The 18,374-nt window shown below is 66.0% G+C and carries 20 protein-coding genes; 5 read left to right on the top strand and 15 right to left on the bottom strand.

Annotated features, from left to right (window positions below; genetic code table 11):
* The first annotated feature begins 61 nt into the window (after positions 1–61).
* Together H7J93_RS23025 and H7J93_RS23030 are read left to right on the top strand one after the other, a co-directional pair.
* Positions 62–715 carry an undecaprenyl diphosphate synthase family protein gene (locus H7J93_RS23025; protein WP_267308606.1) on the top strand — a complete coding sequence of 218 codons (654 nt, stop codon included), beginning with the start codon at positions 62–64 and terminating at the stop codon, positions 713–715.
* A gap of 7 nt (positions 716–722) precedes the next feature.
* A complete protein-coding gene (locus tag H7J93_RS23030; protein WP_267308607.1) occupies positions 723–2,120 on the top strand; it encodes an NAD(P)/FAD-dependent oxidoreductase in 1,398 nt (465 codons plus the stop codon).
* Positions 2,121–2,138: 18 nt separating this feature from the next.
* Here the strand turns inward: H7J93_RS23030 and H7J93_RS23035 are convergent, their stop codons facing one another.
* From H7J93_RS23035 to H7J93_RS23095, 13 genes are all read right to left on the bottom strand, one after another.
* Positions 2,139–4,094, bottom strand: coding sequence for a hypothetical protein (locus tag H7J93_RS23035; RefSeq protein ID WP_267308608.1), 1,956 nt, complete (start codon positions 4,092–4,094; stop codon positions 2,139–2,141).
* A 113-nt stretch (positions 4,095–4,207) separates the two neighbouring features.
* Positions 4,208–4,504, bottom strand: a complete 297-nt coding sequence (gene rpsQ, locus H7J93_RS23040) for a 30S ribosomal protein S17 (protein ID WP_267308609.1) — start codon at positions 4,502–4,504, stop codon at positions 4,208–4,210.
* Positions 4,504–4,737 (bottom strand): 50S ribosomal protein L29, encoded by a 234-nt coding sequence (gene rpmC / locus H7J93_RS23045; RefSeq protein ID WP_267308610.1) that lies wholly within the window; start codon positions 4,735–4,737, stop codon positions 4,504–4,506. The genes rpsQ and rpmC overlap by 1 nt, the downstream gene beginning before the upstream one ends.
* Positions 4,737–5,153 carry a 50S ribosomal protein L16 gene (gene rplP, locus H7J93_RS23050; protein WP_006245113.1) on the bottom strand — a complete coding sequence of 139 codons (417 nt, stop codon included), beginning with the start codon at positions 5,151–5,153 and terminating at the stop codon, positions 4,737–4,739. Before rplP ends, rpmC begins: the two co-directional genes overlap by 1 nt.
* A gap of 3 nt (positions 5,154–5,156) precedes the next feature.
* Positions 5,157–6,038, bottom strand: a complete 882-nt coding sequence (rpsC, locus tag H7J93_RS23055) for a 30S ribosomal protein S3 (RefSeq protein WP_267308611.1) — start codon at positions 6,036–6,038, stop codon at positions 5,157–5,159.
* Complete coding sequence (rplV, locus tag H7J93_RS23060; protein WP_267308612.1) at positions 6,038–6,643, bottom strand: 50S ribosomal protein L22; 606 nt, start codon at positions 6,641–6,643, stop codon at positions 6,038–6,040. The genes rpsC and rplV overlap by 1 nt, the downstream gene beginning before the upstream one ends.
* The gene (gene rpsS, locus H7J93_RS23065; protein ID WP_007167837.1) at positions 6,643–6,924 is read right to left on the bottom strand and encodes a 30S ribosomal protein S19; all 282 of its coding nucleotides are present in this window, start codon (positions 6,922–6,924) and stop codon (positions 6,643–6,645) included. Before rpsS ends, rplV begins: the two co-directional genes overlap by 1 nt.
* 10 nt (positions 6,925–6,934) lie before the next feature.
* Complete coding sequence (gene rplB, locus H7J93_RS23070) at positions 6,935–7,777, bottom strand: 50S ribosomal protein L2 (protein ID WP_267308613.1); 843 nt, start codon at positions 7,775–7,777, stop codon at positions 6,935–6,937.
* A gap of 31 nt (positions 7,778–7,808) precedes the next feature.
* The gene (rplW, locus tag H7J93_RS23075) at positions 7,809–8,111 is read right to left on the bottom strand and encodes a 50S ribosomal protein L23 (protein ID WP_267308614.1); all 303 of its coding nucleotides are present in this window, start codon (positions 8,109–8,111) and stop codon (positions 7,809–7,811) included.
* Positions 8,111–8,773 carry a 50S ribosomal protein L4 gene (gene rplD, locus H7J93_RS23080; protein ID WP_267308615.1) on the bottom strand — a complete coding sequence of 221 codons (663 nt, stop codon included), beginning with the start codon at positions 8,771–8,773 and terminating at the stop codon, positions 8,111–8,113. Before rplD ends, rplW begins: the two co-directional genes overlap by 1 nt.
* Positions 8,773–9,426: a 50S ribosomal protein L3 gene (gene rplC / locus H7J93_RS23085; RefSeq protein ID WP_267308616.1), complete on the bottom strand. Its 654-nt coding sequence runs from the start codon at positions 9,424–9,426 to the stop codon at positions 8,773–8,775. The genes rplD and rplC overlap by 1 nt, the downstream gene beginning before the upstream one ends.
* 14 nt (positions 9,427–9,440) lie before the next feature.
* Entirely contained in the window at positions 9,441–9,746 is a 306-nt protein-coding gene (rpsJ, locus tag H7J93_RS23090) for a 30S ribosomal protein S10 (RefSeq protein ID WP_003883485.1), read from the bottom strand.
* A 548-nt stretch (positions 9,747–10,294) separates the two neighbouring features.
* Positions 10,295–11,830, bottom strand: a complete 1,536-nt coding sequence (locus H7J93_RS23095) for a carboxylesterase/lipase family protein (protein WP_267308643.1) — start codon at positions 11,828–11,830, stop codon at positions 10,295–10,297.
* A gap of 154 nt (positions 11,831–11,984) precedes the next feature.
* Between H7J93_RS23095 and H7J93_RS23100 the strand changes: the two genes are divergently transcribed.
* On the top strand, positions 11,985–13,235 hold the full coding sequence (locus tag H7J93_RS23100; protein WP_267308617.1) for a cytochrome P450: 1,251 nt from the start codon (positions 11,985–11,987) through the stop codon (positions 13,233–13,235).
* Between the two features lie 112 nt (positions 13,236–13,347).
* On the top strand, positions 13,348–14,613 hold the full coding sequence (locus H7J93_RS23105) for a cytochrome P450 (protein ID WP_267308618.1): 1,266 nt from the start codon (positions 13,348–13,350) through the stop codon (positions 14,611–14,613).
* A 6-nt stretch (positions 14,614–14,619) separates the two neighbouring features.
* Here the strand turns inward: H7J93_RS23105 and H7J93_RS23110 are convergent, their stop codons facing one another.
* Positions 14,620–15,261, bottom strand: a complete 642-nt coding sequence (locus H7J93_RS23110; RefSeq protein WP_267308619.1) for a TetR/AcrR family transcriptional regulator — start codon at positions 15,259–15,261, stop codon at positions 14,620–14,622.
* Between the two features lie 82 nt (positions 15,262–15,343).
* On the opposite strand from H7J93_RS23110, the gene H7J93_RS23115 reads away from it, so the two are divergent.
* Positions 15,344–17,038, top strand: a complete 1,695-nt coding sequence (locus H7J93_RS23115; protein WP_267308620.1) for an MFS transporter — start codon at positions 15,344–15,346, stop codon at positions 17,036–17,038.
* Here the strand turns inward: H7J93_RS23115 and mftG are convergent.
* On the bottom strand, positions 16,925–18,367 hold the full coding sequence (gene mftG, locus H7J93_RS23120; RefSeq protein ID WP_267308621.1) for a mycofactocin dehydrogenase MftG: 1,443 nt from the start codon (positions 18,365–18,367) through the stop codon (positions 16,925–16,927). The two genes, H7J93_RS23115 and mftG, sit on opposite strands and share 114 nt — an antisense overlap.
* Positions 18,368–18,374: the final 7 nt, after the last annotated feature.

The following is an 18,374-nucleotide window of genomic DNA, read 5'->3' on the forward strand; positions in this document are numbered from 1 at the left end:
GGTTATATTTCATGAGAACTTGCCGTTGGGGGGCGTGTACGGGTTTGTAGGGGGGTGACCGGTGGATTCCCAACCAGCTCATGTCGGGTTGATTCCCGACGGTCTGCGGCGTTGGGCGCAGGCCAACGACGCGACGCTGGACGACGCCTACCTCAGGGGCGCAGAAAAGGTCACCGAGATCCTGTTGGCGCTGCAGCGCAACGGCGTGCAGACCGCAACGGTCTACAACCTGAGTCAAGCGAATCTCTCCCGGACAAAGGCCGAGTTGGACGCGGTGTACGCGGCCTCGTTGCACTTTCTCACCACGCTGATTCCCGACCACTTCGATCACACCGCCTGCCGGGTGCGGTTGCACGGCAATCGGAATCTGTTGCCGCACAAGTACGTTGCAGCTGCAGAAGATCTGGAAACCGCGATGACCGGCAGCGACTTCCAGATCAACATCCTCTCCGCATACGACGCGCAACACGAGTTGCGTACCGCTCACGAGCGCGCTCTTCGCGAGGGGTGTGACATCACCGATGCACTGGAGATCGGAAACGTCGACCTGATCATCAGGAGCACACCGGAGCAGCTACTCAGTGGCTTCCTGCCCCTGCAGAGCCAGTACGCCCAGCTGGTGTTTCTGCCGACCCCGCTCAACGATCTGACCGAGCAGGACATAGCCGACCTCATCGCCGCCTATCGGCGCTTTCCCCAGCTTCGCGGCAGGTAGGGCTGCCATGGAGTCGACGCGCAACCCGGTGATCATCGGCGCCGGCCCCGCCGGCCTCACCGCGGCCCTGGAGTTGGCGAAGAACGGGGTCACACCGCGCATCTTCGAGGCGTCGGGGGCCGTCGGCGGGTTGGCACGCACCCCGACCGATGGCGACTGGCGTGTCGATCCAGGCGGTCACCGCTTCTTCACCAAGAGCGAGGAAGTCGCCGCGCTATGGCGGTCTCTGCTTCCGGCCGAGGAGTGGATCTCGGTGCCTCGTAGCTCCGCCATGCTCGTGAACGGCCATCCGGTGCGGTATCCCCTAGTCGGACGCGATCTCCTGACGCAGATGGGTCTTCCGCGCGGCATGCAGGGCCTCGGGAGTTTCGTCTGGTCCAGACTGCGGCACGGATTACCTTCCATCGACCGCGCCGAGACATTCCGGGATTGGGGCACAAGGCAATTCGGGAATTACTGGTGCGGCCTCTTCTTCGACGGCTATGTCCGGAAGACGTGGCTCACCAACCCTGACAATCTGGCAAGCGACTGGGCGAACCAACGAATCAAGCCGATCAGCTGGCGCCGGCCGGACGCGGCGAATTCCACGAGTCCCGATGTCTTTCAATACCCGCGGCGCGGGCCCGGCCAGCTCTGGGAAGCCGCGGCGGCGGCCCTGGCGGACTTCGGAATCGTCCCTTCCCTCAACTCGAACGTCGCCCACATTCGGCAAAGCGGCAGCGGCTGGACGGTGGAGCTTCAAAACGGTGAGACCGCTTCTGGGGATGCCGTCTTCTCGACCATGCCGTTACGGCTGCTCATCGACAACCTGGAACCTCTGCCGCCCCAACATATTCGGGAGATCGCCGCGACTCTGAGGCACCGCTCCTTGATCACGGTCGCGGTCGCTTTGCAGAAGCACTACGACATTCCGTACAACTGGGTGTACACCCCCGGCAAGGACGTTCGGGTGGGCCGGATCCAGAACTACGGTCGATGGTCCAGCGCGCTCGCTCCGCAGAACTGGAACGGCACCTATCTCGGACTCGAGTACTTCACCCTCCCAGGGGAAGATCTGGCGGTGGCGAGCAACGAAAGCCTCGGCGCCATAGTCCAACAAGACCTCCGCGCGCTCGGCTTCGACCACACCGCACTCGACCACGTCATGATTGTGCGCTCGCAGTACGCATATCCGATCGAAGACTCGATGCGGGAGCGCAACGTCGCCCGAATTCGGGACTACCTGCGGCTACGCCATCCCACGCTGCATCCCATCGGTCGTAATGGCATGCACCACTACGACAACCAAGACCACGCGATGCTCAGCGCGATGCAGAGTGTGGCGAAGTATTTCGGTGCCAAAGTCGATCCGTGGCAGGTGAACACGGATCGCAGCTATCACGAGACGGGGCTGGCGCGGGCGTGAGATCGAAGGCGGCCTGAGTCAGCCACGTCGCCTACGGTGGACGGCCAGCGCGACGACGCTGGCCCCGACGACCACACCGACGCCCGCGGTGATCCACCAGACAGGGTTCGAGCCGCCGTCGTCAGCGGTGTCCGCCGGCGCCGCGGCTTGTGTATCGATACTGACCGGATCGCTGCCCGGCAGAGAGATCACCGCCGCCCCGTCCAGCGCCGCCCACCGACGCACATCGCCGTCGAGCCAGTCGAGTAGCGAATCGAGTTGGTCCGGTGCATCCTCCGACGTGGCGAAGAGGACGGTGCGGTCCCCGCTGCGCCCGACTTGAAGCGACGCGAACGGCGTTGCCGGATCGAGTGTCAGCTTGGCTGGACTACCGCCCCCGACGCGCTGGACTTCGATGGCGCCGTCAGCCGAACTATGCACCGGCGGAACCACTTTGTCGTCGTTCCAGCCATCGGCGGAGATGAGCACGGCGGGCGACGCGCTGTCGATGGCGGCCGAGAAGGGCACCACCTCGGTGTCGAGTCGCGCACCGCTGAGACGTTGCAGTCCCGCCATGATCGACACCGCCCGGGCGGTGTCGTCGAACGACTCGGGTTCCACGCCGACCTGCACCCTGGGCATCAGCGCCTGGGGAACCGACTGGAATCCGAGCGGGTCGGGGGGATTCGCGACGCTGCTGTCCACTGTGGTGTCGCCATCGACGGTCAGCGTCACCGGTTGGAACTCGCCACATTGTCCGGTGTTGCCTGCGATATCGACGGTGACGGAAAGCTTTGTGTTGCGCCGTAGTTCGGACTGCGGCACGCTGACGGATCGGTCGATCTGACCGCTCGAGTCGGCGGTCCACCGGTCGATCTGCCTGCCGCCGACAGCCACCACCACCTGTCCGCCGACGGTGGAGGGCAGCGGCGTGTAGGAACCCGTCAGGTGCACCCGCACGTCCCGTACGGGGTGTCCGATCCGGGTCTGGTCGAGCGAGACGACCACCTGCGGCTCGAACGCCGTCGCAGTCAGCTCGGGTTGGCCGAGATCGCGGATGCTGACCTGGTTCATCTGCTCTGCGGGTGACGAGTTGATCGGACCTGCAACCACTTTGGAGGACAGTGCCAGTTGGGACAGCGCGCTGCTGAGCAGCCTCGTCTGGTTCGTGAGCTCGTCCGACGAACCGCTGATCTGCAGCGCGGGAACTCCCCCGTCGTGGCTCTGCAGCGAAAGGGCGGCGTCCGACCCCTCACGAATGACGATGTTGCGTTCCAGCGGAGCCGACGGGGGCACCGGACGGTCATTCTCCAAGGCCGCGATGTCGATGTCGGTGTTCTGTCTGCCGTACCGGTTGACGACAGCGGTGGTCAGCTGCACCGCTGCATCGGATTCCGCAGCGGTGGGCTTCTGCGGGGTGAAGATCGTCAGCTTCTCCAGCACCGGCGGAAGGAAGTCCGACACCCTGGTAGGTGCCACCTCCTTACCCGTGTAGTCGATTGCGGCATCGGCGAGTTGAAGCGGAACCGTCGGGTCGAACAGGCAGTCCCCCTCTTCGGGCAGCAATCGGCTGCGCACCGTGAACGTGACGGAATCGTCGACGACCCGCGCCCCTGTCAGAGGAATCGACAGCGGGGTGCTCTCCGCCATCAGCAGCTCGATTCGTGACAGCGTGCGCCCTTCCTGGCTGACCATGAGGGTCCCGCCTCGGACATACGGCGGCAGTTCGACGTCGGCGGTCAGTGCGCCGGGTGTCAAACCCTTCGGAACCGGGACGGTGATCGTCTGTGTGCCCTGCAGCCCGTGCAGCGAGATGTCACCGTCGACGCCGAGCGACGTCAGGCTGAGCGTCGGCGCATCCGCCACCTCGCCCCCGTCGCCAGGAGCCGCATTCACCTGCGGTGAACCGAAATTGACGGTCAAGACGGCAACGACAGCGGCGCTCGCGGAAACGAGCGTCGCCTTTTTCAGAACACGCGCAAGGGCAGCCCCCATATGGCCGAAGGTATAGCCATGGGCCCCGATCGACAAACGAGGGCCCCGCCGCCCGGGATACGAAAAACCCCCGACACGCCGTGTGTGCGGGGGCTTTCCTTTTGCGGTCCGGCCTATTTCGCCTTTTCGAGAATCTCGACGAGACGCCAGCGCTTGGTCGCAGACAGCGGCCGCGTCTCCATCAGGGAGACCCTGTCGCCGATACCGGCGTCGCCGTTCTCGTCGTGCGCCTTCACCTTCTTGGTGGTCCGGATGATCTTGCCGTAGAGCGGGTGGCTCTTACGATCTTCCAGTTCGACGACGATGGTCTTCTGCATCTTGTCGCTCACGACGTAGCCGATGGCGGTCTTGCGACGGCCACGCGGCTGTTCGGTGCGAGGTGTGTGCTTGGGGCCCTTGGTTTCTGCCATTACGAATCCTCACCTGCGGGCCCGGATGCCAGACCCAATTCACGTTCACGTAGCACGGTGTACACGCGTGCGATTTCCTGGCGCACCGTACGAAGCCGGCGGTTGTTTGCCAGCTGTCCCGTCGCCATCTGGAAGCGAAGATTGAACAGCTCTTCCTTGGACTCGCGCAGCTTGTCCTTCAACTCGTCGTCGGTCAGCTCGCGCAGTTCGCCCGGCGTCACTCCCACAGCCATCAGAAGTGCTCCTCTCGGGTAACAATGCGTGCCTTGATCGGCAGCTTGTGGATCGCGCGGGTCAGCGCCTCGCGCGCGGTCTTCTCGTCGGGGTAGCTGAGCTCGAAGAGCACGCGGCCCGGCTTGACGTTGGCGACCCACCACTCCGGCGAACCCTTACCGGAACCCATGCGGGTTTCGGCGGGCTTCTTGGTCAGCGGACGGTCCGGGAAGATGTTGATCCACACCTTGCCGCCACGCTTGATGTGCCGGTTGATGGCGATACGAGCGGACTCGATCTGCCGGTTGGTGATGTACGCGTGCTCCAGCGCCTGGATGCCGTAGTCACCGAAGCTCACCGAGGTGCCACCGCTGGCGATGCCGCGCTGTCTCGGGTGATGTTGCTTGCGGTGCTTGACCTTGCGGGGAATCAACATGGTTCAGCTCTCCGATGGGGTTTCCGTTGCGGCGGCCTGACCGGCAGCAGCCTCGGTACCTGTGGTCGCCTCGGCGGCTGCCGGAGCGCCCTCAGTGGCGGTCGGTGCGGCTTCGCCGCCGGAGGCGGCACGGCCGGCTTCGGTGCTCGTCGCGGTGGTGCCCGATGCGCCGCTGCGGCGCGGACGGGTGCCCGACGGACGCTCACGACGCGGACGGTCCGCGCCTGCCGGAACCGCGGCGGTCAGCTCACGCTTACCACCGACGATGTCGCCTTTGTAGATCCAGACCTTCACACCGATGCGGCCGAAGGTCGTCTTGGCCTCGTAAAGCCCGTAATCGATGTCGGCGCGCAGCGTATGCAGCGGCACGCGACCCTCGCGGTAGAACTCCGAGCGGCTCATCTCGGCGCCGCCGAGGCGGCCCGAGCACTGCACCCGGATGCCTTTGACGTTGGGCTGGCGCATCGCGGACTGGATGGCCTTACGCATGGCGCGACGGAACGCGACACGGTTGCTCAACTGCTCGGCAACGCCCTGGGCCACCAACTGAGCCTGAGACTCGGGGTTCTTCACCTCGAGGATGTTCAGCTGGACCTGCTTGCCGGTCAGCTTCTCCAGGTCGGCGCGGATGCGGTCGGCCTCGGTGCCGCGGCGACCGATCACGATGCCCGGACGCGCGGTGTGGATGTCCACACGGACGCGGTCACGGGTGCGCTCGATCTCCACGTCGGCGATGCCGGCGCGCTCGAGTCCGGTGGCAAGCAGACGACGGATCGCCACGTCTTCCTTGACGTAGTCCTTGTACTGCTTGTCGGCATACCACCGGGACTTCCAGTCGGTGGTGATACCGAGCCGGAAGCCGTGGGGATTGATTTTCTGGCCCACTACTCTGAGCCCTCCTTCGCTTCGTCAGAAGCTTCTTTGGTCTGGTCGGCATCCGCCTTCGCAGCGGCTTTCTTGGCCGGAGTCTTCTTCGCGGCGGCCTTCTTGGCCGGCGCCGTCTCCACAGTCACGGTCTGCGCTTCAGCCGTCTCAGCTGCCGCGGCCGGAGCCTTCTTCGCCGCCGCGGCCTTGCTGGCCTGGGCACGGCGTGAACGCGTGGTGCTGGCGGACTGCCCGCGCCCACCCTCGCGGCTGGGCCTGCTCTCCACGACCACGGTGATGTGGCTCGTGCGCTTGCGAATCCGGAAGGCACGGCCCTGCGCGCGCGGACGGATGCGCTTGGCGGTCGGGCCCTCGTCGGCGTAGACGGTGGCGACCACGAGGGTGGACGGATCCAGCCCCTCGTTGTTCTGCGCATTGGCCGCGGCGCTGGCGATGACCTTGGCGACCGGCTCGCTGGCGGCCTGCGGCGCCCACCGCAGGATGTCCAGTGCTTCGGTCACCGACTTGCCGCGCACCAGGTCGATGACCCGGCGCGCCTTGGTCGGCGAGATGCGCACGAAGCGCGCCTTCGCGACCGCAGACGGATATTCAGTCGTTGTACTCATTACCGGCGCTTAGCCTTCCGGTCGTCCTTGATGTGACCCTTGAACGTGCGGGTCGGTGCGAACTCGCCGAGCTTGTGTCCGACCATCGCCTCGGTGACGAACACCGGGACATGCTTGCGGCCGTCATGCACCGCGAAGGTGTGCCCGATGAAGTCGGGGATGATCGTCGATCGACGCGACCAGGTCTTGATGACCTGCTTGGTGTTCTTCTCGTTCTGTGCGTCGACCTTCTTGAGCAGGTGGTCGTCGACGAACGGACCCTTCTTGAGGCTGCGAGGCATTTACTGGCTCCTACCGGTGATGCTTCTTGCCGGTGCGCCGGCGTCGGACGATGAGTTTGTCGCTTGGCTTGTTCGCCTTGCGGGTACGGCCCTCGGGCTTGCCCCACGGGCTGACCGGGTGACGGCCGCCGGAGGTCTTGCCCTCGCCGCCGCCGTGCGGGTGGTCGACCGGGTTCATCACGACACCACGGACGGTCGGGCGCTTGCCCTTCCACCGCATCCGGCCGGCCTTGCCCCAGTTGATGTTCGCCTGCTCGGCGTTGCCGACCTCGCCGACCGTGGCGCGGCAGCGCACGTCGACGCGTCGGATCTCACCGGACGGCATACGCAGCGAGGCGTAGGTGCCTTCCTTACCCAGCAGCTGGATGCTCGCGCCGGCCGAACGCGCCAGCTTGGCACCACCGCCGGGCCGCAGCTCCACCGCGTGGATCAGCGTGCCCGCCGGGATGTTGCGAAGCGGCAGGTTGTTGCCCGGCTTGATGTCGGCGTTGGCGCCGGACTCCACGATGTCGCCCTGCGACAGACCCTGCGGCGCAATGATGTAGCGCTTCTCGCCGTCCAGGAAGTGCAGCAGTGCGATGTTCGCGGTGCGGTTCGGGTCGTACTCGATGTGCGCGACCTTGGCGTTGACGCCGTCCTTGTCGTTGCGACGGAAATCGATCACGCGGTAGGCGCGCTTGTGCCCGCCGCCCTTGTGACGCGTGGTGATTCGACCGTGCGCGTTGCGGCCGCCCTTGCCGTGCAGCGGACGAACCAGCGACTTCTCCGGATGGTCGCGAGTGATCTCGGCGAAATCGGAGACGCTGGCACCGCGACGACCCGGGGTCGTCGGCTTGTACTTGCGAATTCCCATGCTTCTCTAAATCTCTCTGCTATCCCCGGGCTTAAGCCGGTGCTCCGAACAGGTCGATCGGCTTGCTGCCCTCGGCCAGCGTGACGATGGCGCGCTTGGTGTTCTTGCGCTTGCCGTAGCCGGTGCGGGTGCGCTTGCGCTTGCCCTGCCGGTTCAGCGTGTTCACCGAGTCGACCTTGACCTTGAAGATCTTCTCGATCGCGATCTTGATCTCGGTCTTGTTCGAGTCGGGGTGAACGACGAACGTGTACACGTTGTCTTCGATGAGCCCGTAGGACTTCTCGGAGATCACCGGCGCCAAGATGATGTCGCGTGGGTCAGTGACGGTCGCCATCAGGCCGACACCTCCTCATCCTTCTTCGTGTGAGCTGAGATGTAGGCATCCAGCGCCTCCACGCTGAACACCACGTCATCGGCCTTGAGCACGTCGTAGGTGTTCAACTGATCCGGGGAGAGCACATGCACGCCGGGCAGGTTGCGAACGCTCTTGGCGCCCGTCTCGTCGGCACGGCCGATCACGATGAGAACCTGCTTGTTCTGCGTCAGCGTTCCCAGGAACGCCTTGGCGCTCTTGGTCGACGGGGTCTGACCCTCGACGAGCTCGGTCACCGCATGAATACGGCCGTTGCGCGCCCGGTCCGAGAGCGCCCCGCGCAGGGCGGCGGCGATCATCTTCTTCGGGGTCCGCTGGCTGTAGTCACGCGGCTGCGGACCGTGCACGGTGCCACCGCCGGTGAACTGAGGTGCACGCGTCGAACCCTGACGGGCGCGGCCGGTGCCCTTCTGCCGGTACGGCTTCTTGCCACCACCGCGGACATCGCCACGGGTCTTGGTCGCATGCGTGCCCTGACGCTTGGCCGCCAGCTGCGCCTCGACAACCTGATGCATCAGCGCGATGTTCGCCTCGACGTCGAACAGCTCGGCGGGCAGCTCGACAGAGCCGTCCTTCTTACCCGCCGGGGTGTGGACATCAATCTTCAGAGTCTTCTCGGCCATTACTTCTCGCCTCGCTTGATTGCGCTGCGGACCATCACCAGTCCGCCGTTGCGGCCGGGGATGGCGCCCTTGATCAACAGCACGCCGTTCTCGGCATCGACCTTGTGCACCAACAGGTTCTGCGTCGTCACGCGGTCGTTACCCATGCGACCCGACATGCGGGTGCCCTTGAACACGCGGCCGGGTGTAGCGCAGCCACCGATGGAACCCGGGCGGCGGTGCACCGCCTGGGCACCGTGGCTGGCGCCCTGGCCCCTGAAGCCGTGACGCTTCATGGTGCCGGCGAAGCCCTTACCCTTCGAGGTCCCCGTCACGTCGACATAGGTGCCGTCGGAGAAGATCTCGGCGGTCAGCTCCTGACCGAGCTCGTACTCAGCGGCCGCAGCCTCGTCGTCGAGCCGCAGCTCGGCGAGGTGGCGGCGCGGGTTGACGCCGGCGGCCGAATACTGGCCCGTCACCGGCTTGTTCACCTTGCGTGGGCTGATCTCGCCGTACGCGAGCTGCACGGCCGAGTAGCCGTCACGCTCGGGCGTACGGATGCGGGTGACGACGTTGGGGCCGGCCTTGACGACCGTCACCGGCACGACCCGGTTGTTCTCGTCGAACACCTGCGTCATGCCCAGCTTGGTGCCCAGAATCCCTTTTCTAGCCATGAATCCGTGGTCTCCTACTGGATGTTGACGTCGACACTGGCCGGCAGATCGATGCGCATGAGAGCGTCAACGGTCTTCGGCGTCGGGTCGAGGATGTCGATCAGCCGCTTGTGCGTACGCATCTCGAAGTGCTCCCGCGAGTCCTTGTACTTATGCGGGGAGCGGATGACGCAATACACGTTCTTCTCGGTCGGCAGCGGCACCGGGCCGACCACACTGGCGCCCGTACGGGTGACCGTCTCGACGATCTTGCGCGCCGAGGCGTCGATCGCCTCATGGTCGTAGGCCTTCAGCCTGATGCGGATCTTCTGTCCCGCCACGCTTCTCCTACCTCACTACTAACGGGCCCGTCGTGGGCCTGGTCGGTAGCCGCGCTCCAGGACCAACCCGGTCGCGCAGCCCTAGCCGCCGCTGTTTACCTGTCTGTGGTTCACCGACCCCCGCGCTCGGGTGTGTCGCCCTCACGCACACTCGCCCGCGTCGGAAATCCGTCACGCTCGAGGTGGGGACCGGACGCGCCCGTTCGGGCGCCGGTCGTATGCCCCGTGCCAGACAGTCCCGCATGGGTGCCGTCCCGGCTCAAGGCAACCTGAACAGTATGCCCTAGATCCTGGCGTGCTCCAAATCCCTGCTCACCCGTCCGGGCCAGGGCATATCGGCCGGTGGTCGGCCTGATCGCCGAGACTGCCCACAGATCGCGGATTCGCGCGAAATCGCGATCTGTGCGCAGTCTCGGCGGAGCTATTGGCCAGGTGATCAGGCCAGGTAGGTGCCGCGGAAATGCGCGAGCACCGCTTCGATGTCGTGGGCGTTCCATGCGCTGACCCAGTGATCGGCGAAAGTCTTCGGGTCGGGTGTCGGCATCCGATCAACCTTTCAAGCTCGCCCAGAACGGGCACCGATGCGTCTGCTCGAACGAGGTGACGACGCGGTTGCCGTCGGGCTGCAGCGACATCCGTTCGCCCGCATCGCCCGGGGTCAACGGGGGCCAGTCGGGTCCTGGCGAACCGGTCGCGACGAAGCGGCTCACGTAGTCGATCATCTGCTCGGAGAGGCGTTCCTGCGCGGCGTTCAGCGGTGGCGCCCCTCCGACGTCGAACAGATACCGCAGTTCCAGAGAATGAGCCGCGCCGATCGGAAAGGGTGCCTCGCGTATCGGTTCCGGCGCGGGCGCATCGGGATCGTCGAACACGAACGAATACACCGGAGCGTCTTTGGCGAGCGCGTCCGCCAGTTCGTCGGCGACGCAGGCGAACACGCCGTCGGTCGTCGCTGTCGAAAAGGCAAGCGGCACACTGCCTCCGAACCGGTCGGGCGGGTAATGCTGGGCCACTGCCGGCGCATTCGCCCCGAAGGCTTCGGCGAGCAACTCGGGGTACTGCGGCACATCCATCGGGCGCCCGCGAATGAACTGCAACGCGGTGAAGAGGTTGAACTCGTCGGCTGTGGTGCCGATCATCACTGGCACCTTCGCGGCGCGACCTTCAGCGGCGCCGCGCATCGGGTCTACGGGCAGCACCGCGGTACCCGTTACCGGTCCGCTGAGCTGTTCGGTGCCGATGCGGCCGTAGTACAGCGGCCGCTGCAACCTGTCGACGGGCAGCGCACGCAGACACTCCGCGGCCGTCGCGTCATCAGCGCAGCCAGCCTCTGCGGCGTACTGCATGCTCACTTTTTCAGCGGCAGGCAGATCGACTTGGGCTTGGCACGGCCCGCTGAAGACGATCGCCGCCCGGAACAGGCCCTCCGATTCGGGCGACACCAGATGGTCGCAGACCGACATGCCGCCGGCTGACTCACCGGCGATCGTCACCTGGTCCGGGTCGCCGCCGAACTCAGCGATGTTGTCGCGCACCCAGCGCAACGCGGCCTGCTGGTCAGCCAGTCCGTAATTGCCCTGACCCAGTGCAGGGTGCGCCAGGAATCCGAGCGCGCCCAGCCGGTAGTTGATGGTCACGACGACCATGTCGCCCCGGCCGGCCAACCGCCGCGAGTTGTAGATGTCGCCGCTGCCCGCGAGGAAACTGCCGCCGTGGATCCACACCATCACCGGGCGTTTGTCGGCCGACGGCGGCGGTGTCCACACGTTGAGCGTCAGGCAATCCTCGCCGGTTGGGCGGCGATCCTCATCGCTGATGTCCTGTACACATTGCGCTCCCGGCCGGGTTGCGTCGCGGAACCCGTCCCACGGAGAAACAGGCGCCGGAGGCTGCCACCGAAGTGGACCGACCGGCGGTGCAGCATAAGGGATTCCGGCGAAGTAGCGGTGATCCAGCGAGGTGGTTCCGCGCACCGCGCCGGCCTGCGTGTGGACGACGGCCGGGTCGTCGGGCACCACGATCGCGTCCCGGTTGGCGGCGGACTCCCCACGGCCGCAGCCGCCCAGCACGACCATGGCGGCCATCAGCAGTGCTACCGTCCGCCGACCCCGGCCCGCCGTTGCCCTGCGCACCCCCGCGAGCCTACTGACACCTCGCGGGACGACCGGCCGCTCGATCGCTTACTATGGCGTCACACCAATACTTGACACCTGTCAAGAGCGCCGGAGCGAGGTAACCATGAGCACGCCGATCATCGATGACGCTGCCAAAGTGCTGGCCGACCCGAAGGCCTATGCCGACGAGCCCAGACTGCACGCCGCGCTGACCCACCTGCGCAAGAACGCCCCGGTGACGCTTGTCGACGTGCCGGACTTCTATCCGTTCTGGGCGATCACCAAGCACGCCGACATCATGGCCATCGAGCGGGACAACGAGCTGTGGATCAACGCCCCGCGCCCGATGCTGATCACCAAGGACAAGGACGACCTGGCCAAGGCCAACCTCGAAGCCGGCGGCGGGCTGCGCAGCTTGGTCCACATGGACGACCCGCACCACCGCGACATCCGCAAGATCGGCGCCGACTGGTTCCGGCCGAAGGCCATGCGCGCGCTGAAGACCCGCGTCGACGAGCTCGCCAAGATCTATGTCGACAAGCTGGTCGAGAAGGCCCCGGAGTGCGACTTCGTCCAGGAGGTCGCGGTCAACTTCCCGCTGTACGTCATCCTGTCGCTGCTGGGCCTGCCGGAGTCCGACTTCCCCCGGATGCTCAAGCTCACCCAGGAGCTCTTCGGCAACGAGGACGACGAGATGACCCGCGGGCAGAGCGCGGAGGACCTCAACGCGGTCATCCTCGACTTCTTCAACTACTTCACCGCGCTGACCGCCGAACGCCGCAAGAATCCGACCGAGGACCTGGCGTCGGCGATCGCCAACGCCAAGATCGACGGCGAGTACCTCAATGACGTCGACTGCCTGTCCTACTACGTGATCGTCGCCAGTGCGGGCCACGACACCACCAGTGCGGCGATCTCCGGCGGTCTGCTGGCGCTTATCGAGAACCAGGACCAGCTGGCTCGTCTCAAGGCGCAGCCGGAACTGATGGGCACCGCGGTCGAGGAGATGATCCGCTGGACCACCCCGGTCAAGGAGTTCATGCGCACCGCCACCGCCGACACCGAGGTGCGCGGCGTCCCGATCAAAGAGGGCGAATCGGTGCTGCTGTCCTACGTCTCGGCGAACCGCGACGAAGAGATCTTCGACGAGCCGTTCCGCTTCGACGTCGGCCGCGACCCCAACAAGCACCTCTCGTTCGGTTACGGCGTGCACTTCTGCCTCGGCGCCGCACTGGCACGGATGGAGATCAACAGCTTCTTCAGCGAGCTGGTGCCGCGGCTGGAGTCGATCGAGCTGACCGGGAAGCCGGAGTTCATCGCGTCGACGTTCGTCGGTGGGCTCAAGCGCGTGCCGATCAGGTACTCGCTTCGCTGAACCGCCTCCTGCGCGGTGATGTCCCTGCGATGGAGCCCAACCTCGCGGCGCGAAGTGGTGTCGGTCACATAGACTGCTCTTGACACCCGTCAAGTCGTTCCCGAGGAGCTTCATGAGCACGTCGACGATGGACCAGGAATCGCAGGAAGCCGCGAGAGTCTTCGTAGATCCGACGGCATATGCCGACGACGACCGGTTACACGCCGCGCTTGCTCATCTCCGGGCGCACAACCCGGTCCCCTACGTGGATCACGAGCCGTACCGGCCGTTCTACGCGATCACCAAACACGCCGACATCATGGCCATCGAGCGCGACAACAATCTGTGGCTCTCCGAGCCGCGGCCGCTGCTGGCCACTGCCGCCGCCGACGATCTCGGCAAGCAGCAACTCGAAGCCGGGATGGGGTTGCGCACCCTGATCCACATGGACGACCCGCACCACCGCGACGTCCGCAAGATCGGTGCGGACTGGTTCCGTCCCAAGGCCATGCGTGATCTCAAGGTCCGCGTCGATGAACTGGCCAAGACCTACGTCGACAAGTTGCGCGACATCGGGCCGGAATGCGATTTCGTCACCGATATCGCAGTGCACTTCCCGCTCTACGTCATCCTGTCGCTGCTCGGCCTACCCGAGGAGGACTTCCCGCGCATGCACCAGCTCACCCAGGAGCTGTTCGGCGGGGACGACGAGGAATACAACAAGCGCGGCAAGACGCCGGAGGAGCAGCTGGCGATCCTGATCGACTTCTTCACCTACTTCGCCCAGCTGACCGCGTCGCGTCGCGAGCACCCGACCGACGATCTGGCATCGGCGATCGCCAACGGCCGCATCAACGGTGAGCCACTGTCCGACGTCGACACCGCCTCCTACTACGTCATCGTCGCGACGGCGGGACACGACACCACCAAGGACGCCATCTCCGGCGGACTGCTCGCGCTGATCGAAAACCCCGGCGAACTGGAGCGCCTGCGCAAGGATCCCGGGCTGATGGGCACCGCGGTCGAGGAGATGATCCGGTGGACGACGCCGGTCAAGGAGTTCATGCGTACCGCCGCCGAGGACACCGAGGTTCGCGGGGTACCGATCAAGAAGGATGAATCCGTCTATCTGGCTTACGTTTCCGGCAACCGGGACGAGGAGGTCTTCGACGAGCCGTTCCGCTTCGACGTCGGCCGCGACCCCAACAAGCACGTCGCGTTCGGATACGGGGTGCACTTCTGCCTTGGCGCCGCGCTGGCGCGGATGGAGATGAACAGCCTGTTCTCCGAACTGGTTCCTCGACTGGAGTCCATCGAACTCGCGGGCAAGCCCGAACTGGCGGCTACGACCTTTGTCGGCGGGCTCAAGCACCTGCCGATTCGGTACACCGTGCGCTGAGCGCGGCTATTCCTTCTCTTGCTTGGCTTTCTTGGCATGCGTGGCCAGGAATCCGTCGACCGCAGCCTCGGCGCATGCACGGTAATCGAAATCGGCCAAAGTGCTGAGCCGTCCGAGGACCAGGGGACCGATCAGCAGCGCGATCGCGCGTATGCGGTCGGGCACCTCGATCTCGGCCGCTGCTTGGGGACTGTCGAAGATGGCGTCGAACGGTACCGAGTAGAGCGCGATGATGCGCGCCCGCAACGGGCCGGCGGTATCCGAATCCGCTTGCCGCACATCGGAATAGTCGCCGGCATCAGGACCTGAGGCCAGCCACGTCAGGGCGGTGAGCATCGCGGGCACCTCGGCGATCGCGTCCGTCCACCCTTCGACGACCGCGATCAACTGCTCGCGCAGGTCGCCTTCGGGCGGCGGCATCGGTGCGGGTTGCAGCAGGCTCATGAACGCCGCGCTCAACAGATCGTTGGCGCTCGAGAAATGGCGGTAGAGCGTGGCCCTCGCCACGTTGGCGGTCCGTGTGACCGCGTCGATCGTCACGGCGCTCGGACCGCCCGCGCGCAGGAGCGACGTCGCGGCCTCGAGCAGACGCGCCCGCGAGCGGGCGGGCCGCGGGTCCGTACTGCGGCCCACGCGCGAGACGGCCATCGTTTAGGCGACCTCCTGGTCGGGAACAGCTACGAGACTGTCAGTCTCAAACCTCTCCTCCACCCCATTGGAGCGCGATCACGTGGTCGACACCCTCACCCGGTCTGACCAGAGTATCGACGCCGGCTTGGCAACCCTGTCCAGGTTCGGGCGGTTCTGGTTGCTCACGGTCGCCGCCCTCGACGTTCTGCTGGTCATTTCGTCGATGGTGGCGCTCAACGCCGCGCTCCCCGATATCGCGGTCGAGACCGCCGCGACCCAGACGCAACTCACCTGGATCGTGGACGGCTACACGCTGGTCCTGGCCTGCCTGCTGTTGCCCGCGGGTGCGATCGGCGACCGGTATGGCCGACGAGGCGCCCTGGTGGCGGGCCTCGCGATCTTCGCGGTGGCGTCGATAGCACCGGTGTTCTTCGACAGTCCGGTGCAGATCATCCTCGCCCGGGTGCTCGCAGGTGTCGGGGCGGCGTTCATCATGCCCGCGACGTTGTCACTTCTGACAGCGGCATTCCCGAAAAGCGAACGGAACAAGGCCGTTGGAATCTGGGCCGGCGTCGCAAGTTCGGGTGCGATCGTCGGATTCATGGGCACGGGCCTGCTTCTGCACGCCTTTGCCTGGCAGTCGATCTTCTATGCGTTCGCCGCATCGGCCGTCGTGCTCATCGTGTGTACGTTCACGATCGCCTCGTCACGCGACGACAGCGCTACCCCGATCGACGGTATCGGCGCGGTGCTGATCGGTTCTGCCGTAGCGGTTTTCGTGTTCGGCGTGGTGGAGGCGCCGGTACGGGGATGGACTCATCCGCTGGTGTGGGGCTGCATGGCAGCCGGGGTTGCGCTGGCGGTGGCCTTCGGTGTGGTGGAACTGCGACGCCGACATCCTCTTCTCGACGTCCGGCTGTTCGGGCGCCCCGACTTCACCACCGGGGCGATCGGCATCACCATCCTCTTCCTCGCCAACTTCGGGTTCTTCTTCATCGAGATGCAGTACCTGCAGCTCGTTCTCGGCTACAGCCCACTGCAGACCGCGTTCGCACTCGCACCGCTGGCGGTGCCGATCATGATCCTCGGCGCAACGATGCATATCTACCTCCCGAAGGTCGGGTTACGAACGGCCGTGGCGCTCGGCCTGTTTCTCATCGGCGTCGGGCTCTTCCTCATGCGTTACCTCGACGCAGGGGCGTCCTACCTCGATCTGGTCTGGCCGATGTTGGTCACAAGTGCGGGCATCGGCCTGTGCGTCGCGCCGACCACCTCGGCGATCATGAACGCCGTTCCCACCGAGAAGCAGGGCGTGGCGTCCGCGGTCAACGACACCACGCGCGAGGTCGGCGCCGCGGTCGGAATCGCCGTCGCCGGTTCCGTGCTGGCGGCGCAGTATGGGACCGTACTGTCGCCGGAGCTGGCCGGCTTCCCGGGGCAGATCCGCGCGGCTGCACTGGAATCGCTGGCCAACGCGCTCGCCGTCGCCGACGAGATGGGCCCGCAGGGCACACATTTGGCCGACCTCGCCACGGCCGCGTTCATCGAGTCGATGAGCCTCTCACTGCTCGTGCTGTCCATCGTGTTGACCCTCGCCGCCGCCTTCGTCGCGGTGTGGGCACCCGGTCGCGACGGCAGGCAGTTCGAGTTCGCACGTCGGATCAACGAGCGCTGGTCGGGGTCAGGCTCGGGATCGGGAGATGAACTCGGCGACCCGGTGGCCGATCATGACGATGGTCGCGTGGGGGCCGCGGCTGGTGATGGCGGGAAGCACCGAGCCGTCGACCACCCATAGCGCGTCGACGCCGCGCACCCGGCACTGCGCGTCCACCACGGCGGACTCGTCGCCGTCCCGACCCATCGGTGCGGTACAGCACAGATGTTGCGATGTCGACCACGACGCGGTCTCCGATTTCGCGTGCCTGCCTGCCAATTCGAGCGCGAGACCCGCACCGGAGCGCAAGGCAGCGACGTCCGCGGGTTCACTGTCGTAGTGGTGCTCGATGGCGGGCAGGACGGTCGGGTCGGCGGAGACCAGTCGGACCGTGCCGCGGGACCGCGGCCGCATCAGCGCGACCCCGACGTGGGGGTGATCACCCGGGTCGTCACGGCGTCCGGTCACCATCGCGCCGAACCCCGCTGTGTAGGGCCTGATTTCGAGGCCGCCGTCAGTAGCCAGCACAGCCTCCAGCGGTGGCAGCCCGTGAGTCTCTGCCCAGTCGACGGGCAGCACCCACTCGGGATGGTCCGACGTCGCAGTGCCGACCGGCAGGTCCACCACCACGGGCACTCCTGCGGCGGTCAGCACATCCGCCGGTCCGATACCCGAAAGCATCAACAGGTGTGCCGATCCAATCGCACCGGACGACAACACGATTCGGTCCGCGGTCAGCACGGTCGGCCCGTCCGGCCCCACGCACTCGACGCCGACCGCCCGGCTGCCGACGATTCGGATGCGGGTGACCCGGGTATCGGTCAGCACCGTCAGGCCGGGACGGTCCATCGCCGGTTTCAGGTAGGCGCCACCGGGGCCGACCCGAGTTCCGCCGTTGATGTTCAGCGGAACGGCCCCCACACCCGGCGGCAACGGCGAATCCGGCGCCGACCCGTTGAGGTCATCGATCCACTGATATCCCGCGTCTATCGCGGCGTTGACGAAAGTGGCTGTGCACCCGTCGAATTCAGAGACACGTTGCACCTGGATCGGTCCCGAGCTGCCATGCAGGGGCCCGTCGAAGTCGGCATCGGACTCGATCGCACGGAAGTGCGGAAGCACGTCGTCCCACGTCCATTCCGATAACCCCCACCCGTCGTAATCCGACGGCAGTCCCCTGCAGAAGTAACCTCCGTTGACGGCGCCCGATCCGCCGACCACCGCGCCCCTCATGATCTGTGCGTGCCGCTGCGGACGGTCGGTCAGCACCGTCGGATAGCGCCGGACCACCGAGCTCGCGGTGCCGATCGGCAGCCGAAGCCCGTTGGTGATCTGGCTCAGCACCGAGGGGTCGGAGGGGGCCGGCCCGGCTTCGACGACCGTCACACGGGCGCTCGGATCGGCCGAAAGTCGTTCCGCTAATACAGATCCGGCGCTACCAGCACCGACGATCAGCACATCGCTGTGCAAGGCGGGG

The organism is Mycobacterium barrassiae, assembly GCF_025822765.1.
GTDB classification, from domain to species: Bacteria; Actinomycetota; Actinomycetes; order Mycobacteriales; family Mycobacteriaceae; genus Mycobacterium; species Mycobacterium barrassiae.